General features: G+C 64.4%; 9 protein-coding genes. 7 read left to right on the plus strand and 2 right to left on the minus strand.

Translation table 11 applies throughout. The features are described 5' to 3' along the window. Window positions 1-47: 47 nt before the first annotated feature. The 3 genes from ilvC (at window position 48) to serA (ending at window position 4,277) form a co-directional block, all read left to right on the plus strand. Window positions 48-1,079, plus strand: coding sequence for a ketol-acid reductoisomerase (gene ilvC / locus BLU88_RS08040; protein ID WP_092012209.1), 1,032 nt, complete (start codon window positions 48-50; stop codon window positions 1,077-1,079). Between the two features lie 185 nt (window positions 1,080-1,264). Further along, on the plus strand, window positions 1,265-2,557 hold the full coding sequence (locus tag BLU88_RS08045; RefSeq protein ID WP_092017319.1) for a GNAT family N-acetyltransferase: 1,293 nt from the start codon (window positions 1,265-1,267) through the stop codon (window positions 2,555-2,557). A 127-nt stretch (window positions 2,558-2,684) separates the two neighbouring features. Continuing rightward, window positions 2,685-4,277 (plus strand): phosphoglycerate dehydrogenase, encoded by a 1,593-nt coding sequence (gene serA, locus BLU88_RS08050; protein WP_092012212.1) that lies wholly within the window; start codon window positions 2,685-2,687, stop codon window positions 4,275-4,277. A 22-nt stretch (window positions 4,278-4,299) separates the two neighbouring features. On the opposite strand, the gene BLU88_RS08055 is transcribed toward serA, so the two are convergent. After that, a complete protein-coding gene (locus tag BLU88_RS08055) occupies window positions 4,300-5,001 on the minus strand; it encodes a phosphatase PAP2 family protein (RefSeq protein WP_092012217.1) in 702 nt (233 codons plus the stop codon). Further along, the gene (locus tag BLU88_RS08060) at window positions 4,998-5,849 is read right to left on the minus strand and encodes an HpcH/HpaI aldolase/citrate lyase family protein (protein ID WP_092012220.1); all 852 of its coding nucleotides are present in this window, start codon (window positions 5,847-5,849) and stop codon (window positions 4,998-5,000) included. The genes BLU88_RS08055 and BLU88_RS08060 overlap by 4 nt, the downstream gene beginning before the upstream one ends. 299 nt (window positions 5,850-6,148) lie before the next feature. On the opposite strand from BLU88_RS08060, the gene BLU88_RS08065 reads away from it, so the two are divergent. The 4 genes from BLU88_RS08065 (at window position 6,149) to BLU88_RS08080 (ending at window position 11,809) form a co-directional block, all read left to right on the plus strand. Beyond that, entirely contained in the window at window positions 6,149-7,186 is a 1,038-nt protein-coding gene (locus tag BLU88_RS08065; RefSeq protein WP_092017321.1) for a 3-isopropylmalate dehydrogenase, read from the plus strand. A 177-nt stretch (window positions 7,187-7,363) separates the two neighbouring features. After that, window positions 7,364-8,455: a branched-chain amino acid aminotransferase gene (locus BLU88_RS08070; RefSeq protein WP_092012223.1), complete on the plus strand. Its 1,092-nt coding sequence runs from the start codon at window positions 7,364-7,366 to the stop codon at window positions 8,453-8,455. A gap of 150 nt (window positions 8,456-8,605) precedes the next feature. Next, window positions 8,606-10,084 (plus strand): MFS transporter, encoded by a 1,479-nt coding sequence (locus BLU88_RS08075; RefSeq protein WP_092012226.1) that lies wholly within the window; start codon window positions 8,606-8,608, stop codon window positions 10,082-10,084. A 102-nt stretch (window positions 10,085-10,186) separates the two neighbouring features. Next, the gene (locus BLU88_RS08080) at window positions 10,187-11,809 is read left to right on the plus strand and encodes an HNH endonuclease (RefSeq protein ID WP_092012229.1); all 1,623 of its coding nucleotides are present in this window, start codon (window positions 10,187-10,189) and stop codon (window positions 11,807-11,809) included. Window positions 11,810-12,012 lie beyond the last annotated feature (203 nt).

Raw genomic sequence — 12,012 nt, forward strand, 5'->3', positions numbered from 1 at the left:
TGTGAAACAATGGGGACATCACCCCGTAATCCAAAGGAGCTAGAACTATGGCAGCAGAACGCTATTATGACGACAATGCAGACCTGTCGGTCATCCAGGGCAAGAAGGTCGGCGTCATCGGCTACGGCAGCCAGGGCCACGCCCACTCGCTGAGCCTGCGCGACTCCGGCGCTGAAGTTCGCATTGGTCTCAAGGAGGGCTCGGCCAGCCGCGACAAGGCAGCAGCCGAAGGCCTCGAGGTCGGCACCCCCGCTGAGGTGGCCGCATGGGCCGATGTCATCACCATCGCCGCACCCGATCAGGTCCAGGCTGAGATCTTCAACAACGAGATCAAGGATCAGCTGGCCCCCGGCAAGACCCTCGTGTTCATCCACGGCTTCAACATCCGCTACGACTACATCAAGGCTCCCGAGGGCGTCGACGTCATCATGGTCGCCCCGAAGGGACCGGGCCACGTGGTCCGTCGTGAGTTCGTCGACGGTCGCGGCGTGCCCGTGCTCGTCGCCGTCGAGGTCGACGCCTCCGGAAAGGCCTGGGACACCGTCCTGTCCTATGCCAAGGGCATCGGCGGCTTGCGCGCCGGCGGCATCAAGACCACCTTCACCGAGGAGACCGAGACCGACCTGTTCGGTGAGCAGACTGTGCTCTGCGGCGGCGTCTCGCACCTCGTCCAGTACGGCTTTGAGACCCTGACCGAGGCCGGCTACCAGCCCGAGATCGCCTACTTCGAGGTCCTTCACGAGCTCAAGCTCATCGTCGACCTCATGGTCGAAGGCGGCATCGCCAAGCAGCGTTGGTCGTGCTCCGATACCGCCGAGTACGGCGACTACGTCTCCGGCCCGCGGGTCATCACCCCTGAGGTCAAGGAGAACATGAAGGGCGTCCTCGACGACATCCAGAACGGAAAGTTCGCCGAGCGCTTCATGAACGACCAGAAGAACGGCGCACCGGAGTTCAAGGAGCTGCGCGCCAAGGAAGAGCAGCACCCGATCGAGTCCACCGGTCGCGAGCTGCGGAAGATGTTCGCATGGCTGAAGGATTCCGACGACGACTACACCGAGGGCACCGCCGCTCGCTGAGTCTGATCACTCGGTACTGATCGTCACTCGGTACTGATCGCAGGAGCCCCGGACACCGCTCGGTGTCCGGGGCTCCGACTCATTCACCGCAGCGATCCCCGCGCCTCGGCGATCCCAAGGCCTCGGACGGCGATCGTTCGGGTGAATCTTCCGCCGGCGGCACCGATCTGGACTACTGTGGATGTGTGACGAATTACAGATTCGAAGACTTCGAGCCCACTATCGATGAGGCCACCGGCGAACCGGATGAGCGCACCAAGGCGTACTTCGCCTCGACGAGCGTCGGCTTCCATGACCCCCGCTCCACGGATAAGGCTCTGGTGGGCAGGGTGAAGCGGGCGATCGCCGATGGGCGCAAGCTCACCGCCGTCTACGCCGACCAGGAGTTCGGCCACGGCCTCGACTCCACCATCCCGGTAGCGACCTTCGCCTGGTTCGAAAAACTCGTCAACGTCGGCGGCGGGCGGCTGATTCCCGGACACCTCATCACCTGGATCACGGTGCGTCCGACCCATCGGCGGCGCGGTCTGCTGCGGTCGCTCATGACCACGGACCTCGCCGAGGCGAAGGCGAGCGGCTACCCGTTCGCCGCGCTGACCGCGACCGAAGGCGGAATCTACTCGCGCTTCGGCTTCGGTGTGGCGACCTGGCTGCGTTCGATCGAGGTCGACACCTCTCCCGGCTTCAAAATGGTCCGCGAACCCGATCGTCGCGTGGAGATGTGCCTGCCCAGCGAGCTGCGCGAACTGGCTCCGCAGATCTACAACCGATTCATGCGCACCTCGCCCGGAGCGATGGAGCGCCAGCAGACCTATATCGAACGCGCCACCGGGGCGCTCAACACTGAGACGGGCGAAGAGGACCGGGGCGTCCGCGCGGCCCTGCATTTCGACGAACAAGGCGAGCCCGACGGCTACGTGTCCTATAAGTTCGCCGGCTGGTCGAAGAGCCCGCCGACCGTCGACATCATCGACTTCGTGGCTGTCACCGATGCGGCCTACGCGTCCCTGTGGTCGTTCCTCGCGGCCATCGACCTGTCGACCCGAGTGACCTTCGGCGAGTCCGCCGAATACTCCCCGCTGCCGTGGCTGCTCACCGATTCGCGGCGCGTGAAGACCGTCGCGAGCGAGGACAATATCTGGATCCGCATCCTCGACGTCAAGGCCGCGCTCGAGGCTCGCCCCTGGTATGTGCCTGGAACGCTGACGATCGACATCGACGATTCCCTCGACCTCGCCGGCGGGCGCTTCACGATCACCTCGGATGGTGAGAACGCCGAGGTGACCCCTGCTTCCGACTCGACGCCGGCGGACCTGGGGCTCGGCATCGCCGAACTCGGGTCCCTGTACCTCGGCGGCGCCGATCCCGTCATCCTCGCCCGTGCCGGGCGCATCGATGAGCAGACGCCGGGATCCGCGGTGCTCGCCAGCGCGATGTTCAGTCTCGGTCGGGCACCGTATTCGCCGAACGGATTCTGAGCACGCCACGGGTTCTGAGGCTGCGGCACTGTCTGTTGAGCGATTCTTCCCAGAATCTGAGACTTTGTGAAGGAATCCCGAAAGTCTCATAAGGTGGACGCGTCCCGGACGCAACAGGAGGAAATCAGTGCCCAAGCCCGTCGTGCTCATCGCCGAAGAACTGTCACCGGCCACCATCGAAGCTCTCGGAGGAGACTTCGAGATCCGTCACACGGAGGGCGCCGATCGATCCCAGCTCCTGCCCGCCATCGCCGACGCCGATGCGATCCTCGTCCGGTCGGCCACGCAGGTCGACGCCGAAGCCATCAATGCGGCGAAGAACCTCAAGGTCATCGCCCGCGCCGGAGTCGGACTCGACAACGTCGATGTCCCCGCAGCCACCTCGGCGGGTGTCATGGTCGTCAACGCACCCACGTCGAACATCATCTCCGCAGCCGAGCTGACGATGGCTCACATCCTCGGTTCGGCTCGCTACTTCGGTGCCGGAAACACCTCGCTGAAGGCGGGGGAGTGGAACCGGAAGAAGTACACCGGCGTCGAACTCTACGAGAAGACTCTGGGCATCGTCGGCCTCGGCCGCATCGGCGGACTCGTCGCCGAACGTGCGAAGGCCTTCGGCATGCGACTCGTCGGCTACGACCCCTACATCACTCAGGCTCGTGCTGCTCAGATGGGCGTCGAGGTCCTCGACCTGCCAAGCCTGCTCGCCGTGTCCGACTTCGTCACCGTGCACATGCCGAAGACGCCGGAGACAGTCGGCATGATCAGCACCGAAGAACTCAAGGCGGCCAAGCCCGAAGCCCGGTTCATCAACGTCGCCCGCGGCGGCATCATCGACGAGGCGGCCCTGGCCGAAGCCGTGGCCAACGGTGAGGTCGGCGGCGCCGGAATCGACGTCTGGAACGTCGAACCGCCGGAGCACTCGGCACTCATGGACCTCGACGCCGTCAACGTCACCCCGCACCTCGGCGCCTCGACCCATGAGGCTCAGGAGAAGGCCGGTGTCGCCGTGGCGAAGTCCGTGCGCAAGGCACTGGCCGGCGAACTCGTCCCCGATGCGGTCAATGTCGCGGGTGGCGCCATCCACGAGGATGTGCGTCCGGGCATCCCGCTGGCCGAACGTCTGGGCCGGGTCGTCAACGCTCTGGCCGACTCCTCGGTCACGCACTTCAAGGTCGAGGTCAACGGCGAGATCGCCGACAAGGACGTCTCCGTCCTCAAGCTCTCCGCGCTCAAGGGCCTGTTCAAGGACGTGGTGTCCGACCAGGTCTCCTACGTCAACGCTCCGCTGCTGGCCGAAGAGCGCGGAATCGGCGTCGAGCTGGTCACCGATCCGTACTGCGAGTCGTTCCGCAACATCACCCGTCTGACCGCGACGACGAGCACCGGACAGCGCATCTCCGTGTCCGGCACCGTGACCGGTCCGAAGCTCGTGCAGAAGCTCACCGAAGTCGACGGCTACTCGCTCGAGATCGAACTGACCGACAATCTGCTGATCTTCCGCTACGAGGATCGTCCGGGAATCATCGGTCAGCTGGGTCTGGCGCTCGGCGCCAACAACGTCAACATCGCGGGCATGCAGGTCTCACCCGCATCGACGAGCAACGAGGCGCTGTCCGTGCTCGCCGTGGATTCGGTCGTCTCGGACGAGGTCGTCAAGGCTGTGGCCGGTGCAGTGAATGCTTCGGCCTTCACCGGTGTCTCGCTCCAGGAGGACTGAGAAACTTTCAAGCAGGACCCGTTCAGCCCGCAAGCCACAGAGCGAAGCGGGGTGAGCGGGTCCTCTGCGCGATCAGGATCCAGAATTCGTCAGCGAGAACGGCGACGGCGATGCCGATGAAGGCGCCGGCGATAGTATCGGTGAGCCAGTGGACCTGAAGCGCGGTCCGCGACCACATCATCGCGAGGATCCAGATGGCAGCGAGGACGAACGACCAATGGAAGCCCAGCCTCGGTGTTCGTGCTTCTGCCGCCTGATCCGGCGATCTGCGCAGCTGGTGACGACGGCAGGCGATGATGGCCAGACTCATGGCCAGCGCAGCCGCGCCCATCGAATGCCCCGAGGGGTAGGAGAAGCCTAAGGACTCGTAGAGCTGATCGCCGGGGCGCAGGCGGGTGACGATGGCCTTGAGGATCTCCGAGACGGCGATGCCGGCGAGCATCGTCGTGACGAGAAAGACCGCCGAGCGCAGTCGTCTGCGCACCACGAAGAGGCCCATGAGCAGCGCGGTGCAGATGACCACGCCGGTGCCTCCGCCGACCTCGGCGAGAACGACGGCGATCCAGTACGGCACCGAACCCTCATCGAGGCCGACGAACTCCAGCCAGGACTGATCGATCGGCGTCGGGCCGATGCGCTCGAGATGCAGCCACAGCCCGAAGGCGATGACGAACAGGGCGGCTGGCAGTGTTGACCACAGCAGCCAGGACGGCTGTCGGCTCAAGCGTTCCAGAGGCCGTAGGTGTCGGCCAGTGATGCGATCTTCTTCGCACGGGCTAGGCGCGGCAGGTAGGAGCCGTCGGTGATCTCGGACCCGCCTTCGGCGGCTTCGAGCATCTGGCGGGCCCAGTCACGTTCGTCCTCGCTCGGGCTCATCGCCTCGTTGAGGGTGTTGACCTGGTCGACGGTGAGGACGAGCTTGCCGGTCATGCCCATCATGTGCGTGACCTCGGCGTCGGCCCAGACTTTCTCGTCATCGGCGTCGGCCGCCGACGGTCCGTCGATGGGACCGGGCAGGCCGCCCATGCGGGAGGCGATTGTCAGGCGCGAACGGGCATAAGCCAGGGCCATCGGGTCGCCGGAGAAGCCGGTGTCCTTGCGGAAGTCGTTCGTGCCGAAGGCCAGACGGAAGGTACCGGGCGCCTCCGCGATGCGGGTGGCGTTCTCGACTCCGCGGGCCGATTCGAGAAGTGCGAGCACGGGCAGCCCGGCCTTCGCCCGCATCGCGGTGTAGGACACCTGCTCGGGGCGTTCGGTCTCAGGGAGCATGACTCCGCGCAGTCCCGGCAGCATGGCCACGGCGGCGAGGTCGTCATCCCAGAACTCGGACTCCATCTTGTTGATGCGCACCCAGGCTGACATTCCGTTCTCCAGTGCGCGCACGACATTGTCACGAGCTTCGAGCTTCTTGTCATCGGCGACGGAGGCTTCGAGATCGAAGATGACGGAGTCCGCTTCCGAAGTCTGCGCGGGAGTGAAGATCTCCTCTTTCGCAGCATTGACGAGCAGCCAGGACCGGGAGAGTTTGGCGGGCAGAGCTGCGGCACGGGCGTTGCGGATGGTCTCGGTCAATGATCGACTTTCTCTCGGGGCTGTTTCTGTGCGGCCCCCACGGGGTTTGGGGTGCTGTATCCATCTTCGTCCCTGCGGAGCCGGATGTGTAGCCGAGAACAGGGATTGAGACGTGAAATTGTTCATGACGGTATAAGCAGCGTGGGGTCCGCGGCGACGGCAGGCCTCGCGCAATGGGGGAAAGTCGCTTGCGGGCGGCCGAGGTCGCTGTGGCTTCTCGCCTGTGTATGGTCGTGGTCGGAAGTTCATATTGTAAGACGCAGTAGTTGTATCGTGAGATGCGGTTCTATTCTGAGAGCATGAAGTTCTCAATCGCAGTCATGCCCGGAGATGGAATCGGCAACGAGGTCGTCCCCGAAGGCCTCAAAGTCCTCAAACGCGCCATCGAGGTGTCCGGCGAGCCAGTCGAGCTCGAGCTCACCGACTACAAGGTCGGTGCCCAGCGCTACCACGAGACCGGCGAGACGCTTACCGACGAAGAGCTCGAATCGCTGCGTGGACATGATGCCATCTTCTTCGGTGCCTGCGGAGATCCGTCCGTGCCTTCCGGCGTGCTCGAGCGCGGAGTGATCCTCAAGATGCGCTTCGGGCTGAGCCATGCGGTGAACCTGCGTCCCTCGAAACTGTTCGCCGGAGTCACCAGCCCGCTGGCCGATCCCGGCAAGATCGATTTCGTCGTCGTCCGTGAGGGCACCGAAGGTTCGTACACCGGATCCGGTGGATCCGTTCGCACGGACACCCCGCAGGAAGTTGCGACCGAGGTCTCGGTCAACACCTGGTACGGAGTCGAGCGCGCTGTCCGCGATGCCTTCGCCCGCGCTCAGGCTCGGAACAAAAAGCTCACGTACGTGCACAAGCACAATGTCATGGTCCACGCCGGTCACCTGTGGCGTCGCGTGGTCGAGAAGGTCGGCCAGGAATACCCCGAGGTGGCGGTCAACTACGAGCACACCGACGCGTGCACGATCTACATGGTCACGAATCCCGAGCGCTACGACGTCATCGTCACCGACAACCTCTTCGGTGACATCCTCACCGACCTCGCAGCCGCGGTTACCGGCGGAATCGGTCTGGCCGCCTCGGGGAACCTCAACGTAGAAGGAACGGCGCCGAGCCTGTTCGAGCCGATCCACGGATCTGCTCCCGACATCGCAGGCCAGCAGATCGCCGACCCGACCGCCTCGATTCTCTCGGGAGCGCTCATGGCCTCCAATCTGGGACTCGAGACCGTGGCCAAGGCGATTGAGACGGCCGTCGAGGCCGACCTCGCCGAGCGCGACGGAACGAAGCGGTCCACCACCGAGGTGGGCGACGCGATCGCGGCACGCCTCGGCTGACGTGGTCGACCGCCTCGGTGAGGGGCGGATGGGTGACGACGGGGTCGCCTCTGCGATAAACAACCCGATTGACTGACGGCTGATCTCAGGGTCGACGACATCACCCCGGTGCGACGAGCACCGGGGTGATGGACTACCCTGAAAGTGTCACTCATCACAAATGAGAAGAGAGTTTTCATGACAGATTTCACCGTTCTTAAGAACCTCCAGCCGCAACCCGAGCTGGTGCGCGAGAACATCAAGAAGGACCCCGGCTTCGGCCAGTACTTCACCGACCATATGGCGCACATCCGATACACGGTCGATGACGGTTGGCAGGGACATGAGGTCAGGCCGTACGGGCCGCTGCAGCTCGATCCTGCGGCCGCAGTTCTCCACTATGCTCAGGAGATCTTCGAAGGGCTCAAGGCCTACCGTCATGCCGACGGTTCGGTGTGGACGTTCCGGCCCGAGCGCAATGCCGCGCGCATCAACAGGTCCGCCGAGCGCCTCGCACTGCCGCAGCTGTCCGAAGAGGACTTCATCAACTCGCTCAGGCAGCTGGTCAGCCTCGACCAGGCCTGGGTCCCGACGCCGGAATCGGAGGCCGACGAGTCGAGCCTGTACCTGCGCCCGTTCATGATCGCCACGGAGCGGTTCCTCGGTGTCCGGGCGAGCCATGAGGTCGACTACTACGCCATCGCCTCGCCGGCAGGACCCTACTTCTCCGGCGGCATCAAGCCGCTGTCGATCTGGCTCTCGCCGAAGCTCAAGCGCGCCGGCGCGGGCGGCACCGGTTTCGCCAAGTGCGGCGGCAACTATGCATCGTCGCTGGTGGCGACCAACGAGGCGGCCGCCAAGGGGTGCCAGCAGGTGCTTTTCACCGATTCGGTCGAGAACAAGTACATCGACGAGCTCGGCGGCATGAACCTCATGCTCGTGACCAAGGACGGCAAGCTGCTCACTCCTTCGCTCAGCGATACGATCCTCGACGGCGTCACCCGTCGTTCGCTCCTCGAACTCGCACCGCAGCTCGGCCTCGAACCCGAAGAGCGTCAGATCTCCATCGAGGAGTGGCGTGAGGGCGCGGCCAGCGGAGAGATCGTCGAGGCATTCGCCTGCGGCACCGCTGCGGTCATCACGCCGATCAGCAAGCTCGTCAGCGAAGACTTCACCATCGACCATGGTGAGGACGCTGGTGAGAAGACCATGGAGATGCGCAAGACGCTGCTCGACATCCAGTACGGACGTGTCGAGGACAAGAACAACTGGCTCGTGCGTCTGGCCTGATCCACTGGGTGTCGCCTGTTTCAGGCGGCGAAGCGTGCTCATGAGGCGGGCTGCTGCGAAGAGGTTCGCGGCAGCCCGCCTTCAGCTGGGTCTGCCGTCTGCGTGTGGAACTTTTACTCAGTTGTGCGTTAATTAAGGTACTCTGGCCTCGTGCACACGACCACCTCGGCGTCGGTTCCGACAGCCTCCGAAGTCATCGCTCACCTGCCATGGAAATGGCGCACACAAGGTGCCATCTTCATCATCGGCGGGCTCGGATTCATGTTCGACGCTTGGGACGTCGCCCTCAACGGATTCCTCATTCCGCTGCTCAGCGACTATTGGGGCCTCAGCGTCGGTCAGGCCGCCTGGATCGCGACCGCCAACCTCATCGGCATGGCATTGGGAGCCTTCATCTGGGGCGGCATAGCCGATGTCATCGGGCGGAAGAAGGCGTTCACTCTCACGCTGCTCGTGTTCTCGATCTTCACCGTGGCCGGAGCGTTCGCACCCGCTTTTGGATGGTCCATCCTCTTCCGCTTCCTTGCGGGATTCGGGCTCGGCGGATGCATCCCCGTCGACTATGCCCTCGTCGGGGAGTTCTCTCCGAGCCGTCACCGCGGGCGCGTGCTCACTGCGATGGACGGCTGGTGGCCGATCGGCGCCTCGCTCTGCGCGTTTGTGTCGGCCTACCTGCTTGATTTCGGCGACTGGCGGCTGATCATGCTCGTCATGATCGTTCCCGCACTGCTCACCGTCGCCGTGCGGTTCGGAATCCCGGAATCCCCTCTCTACCTCGCCTCCGTAGGCCGCTACGCTGAGGCCGACGTTATCATCGCCCGCCTCGTCGAACGCACCGGCGCCGATGTGCGCGAGTGGACGCATGAGTCGGTGGGCGGCCGTGGTGCGGGGGCGGCCCTGGCCGGTGCGGGCACGACATCGACCACGGGTGCAGGGACTGCGACACTGACCTCGGACGCGGCACCTGCGACGCCGACCACCGGACCCAAGGTCGGCGGGCAGCTGCGTGCAGCGACTGGACAGCTCGTGCAGCTGTGGCAGCACTCTGCGAAGACGACACTCGTCGCCTGGTCGCTCTTCGTCTCCGTCCTCCTTGTCTACTACGCGGCATTGACATGGCTGCCGGGGATCCTCAAGAAGCAGGGGCTCGCCGATCAGGCGGCGTTCCTCGTCACCGGAGCGATGACTGCAGTGGGCATGCTCGGCGTGATCGTCTCTGCGCTCGTCGTCGAACGGTTCGGTCGCAAATGGGTGCTCAGCGTCTCGTCAATCGTGGCGGCGGTGCTGCTCGTCGGGGCGGCAGTGTTCATCGAAGCTTCCGGCGCCGAACTCACCTGGACTGCGAAGGCCGCGATCATCGGGTTCGGCTTCGTCGTCCAGATCGCCATTCCGACGCTCTACACTTACGTCTCCGAGCTCTATCCGACCCGACTGCGCGGATCCGGTTTCGGCTGGGCTTCGGCGGCTTCGCGGTTGGCCACGGGAATCGCTCCGATCGTGTTCGGCGCGTTTATGTGGCCGGTGCTCGGACTGACACTGACGTTCATCCTCACCGGAGCACTTGTCGTCGTCGCAGTTATCCTGATGAGCTTCATGGCACGAGAGACGACCGGCGAAGAACTGAACTGAGGCCATCTCAGCAGTGACGGGGCCCTTGCGTTTATGGGGCTCTGACCTCTGCTGATGCGTGCGAGAAATCTCGTGTCAGTGCCGACCTCTAGTGTGGTGGGCATGGAAGCAGAGCAGGTTTCAGACGTCCTCACCGAGATCCATCGGTGGCGTCGTAGCCTGTCCGAATTGCCTCCGGCCAAGACCGAAGCGGAAGCGATCGATCGGATCACGGCGCTCGAGGAGCTGACCTCCGCGTGCGCCGCCGCCCAGGCTCGCGAAACCTTGACGTTCGACATGCTCCGTCGCAACCGCGAAGCCGAGGACGGCGTTGCCAGCAAGAAACAGGGTCGCGGCCTCGGTGCCGAAGTGGCCTTGGCACGGAAGGTCTCACGCTCCCGCGGAGACGCACTGCTCAAATTCTCCCGCACCCTGCTCGTGGAACTGCCCAAGACATACGCGGCGATGAAGGGCGGCGACATCTCCGAAGAGAAGGCGCGGGTCGTCGCCAAAGAGTCCGACTGGCTTCCACAGGAGAAGAAGCTCGAGCTCGACGAGCGCATGGCCGAACGTCTCCCAGAGGTCGGCGTCAAACGCCTCGGAAACGAAGTGCGTGCACTGGCTCAGAAGCTCGACCAGCGGGCTGCGGTCGACCACCTCGAGCGTTGTGTCGAAGAGCGCTCGGTCAGCGTGCGTCCGGCACCGGGCAACATGGCATACCTGACCGCGCTGTTGCCGATGTCGCAGGCTGTGGCTGCATTCGCCAACCTCAAGAAGTCGGCGCAGACCGTCATCGCCACGGGCGAAGCAGACGGACGGTCGCAGAGCCAGATCGCGGCCGATCTGTTGGTCGAGCGACTGACAGGGCAGGAATCCGCTCAGGCCGTGCCGACAGAGGTCCACCTCATCATGCAGGACAGCAGTCTGTTCGGGCCCGGCGAGGAATCGGCATGGTTCCCCGGGGTCGGTCCGATCCCGGCGAAAGCCGCACGGGACATCGTGGCCGAGAACGAAGCCGCCACCTTCATCCGCAGACTGTACACGCGGCCCGAAGACGGTCAGCTCGTGCGGATGGACTCGCGCCGCCGGGAATTCTCCGGTCTGCTTCGACGTATGGTCGTCTTCCGTGACGATGTCTGTCGCTCGCCCTGGTGCGAGGCACCCATCAAGCACGCCGATCATGCCGAGGGCGTCGCGGCCGGCGGAGAAACCGACTGGGACAACTCCTCTGGTCTGTGTGCAGCCTGCAACTACCTCAAGGAACTCGGCGGGTGGCGCCACAAGGCGACCGCCGATGCCCTCGAAGTCGTCACACCGACCGGCCACCACTACAAGACCCGAACCAAATCACTCGGTCTTCCGGATCCCAAGCGGGCTTCCGCTCCTAGGCGTGCTTCCGACCAGGAAGAACACTGTGGCAGAGAGCGCGATCCCGGTCGGCAACATGGTCCCGAACCGGGGGAGCGCCACGGCGAGATTCCGGTTGAGGCGACAGCCTCGCCGCCGGGCGACGGTGCGCGTGCTGCACCGCCCGGCGACAGTGCTCGTGCCGCACCTCCGAGTGCTGACTCCGAGTTCTCGGTGCTGATTCCATGGCGGTACGTGCGCCGGACCTCGCAGCCGAAGACCATCGATATCGGCGGGTCGATTGTTGGAATCGACATCTTCGATGCCGACGAACGACCGATGAGTCCCACCGAAGAACTCCTCTGCGCCGCAATCCTCGAACATAGGAACAGGCGGTAAATCGAGTCTTCGCGTAGGACGAAAAGCGGTGACCTGGGTCGGCGCAGGAGCGGGTGAGGGCCTGCCCACGTGCTGTCCGCCGGGGCGATACCGAAAGTTCAACTGCCTGCTCCATCACAGGACTATGGTGATAATCATGAACGACCTCAACGGGCAGCCGTCGGCCGGTGATTGCCTTGCCGGCTCTGTCCAAGCAGACGACC

Origin of the sequence: Brevibacterium siliguriense (assembly GCF_900105315.1) — a bacterium.
Lineage (GTDB): Bacteria > Actinomycetota > Actinomycetes > Actinomycetales > Brevibacteriaceae > Brevibacterium > Brevibacterium siliguriense.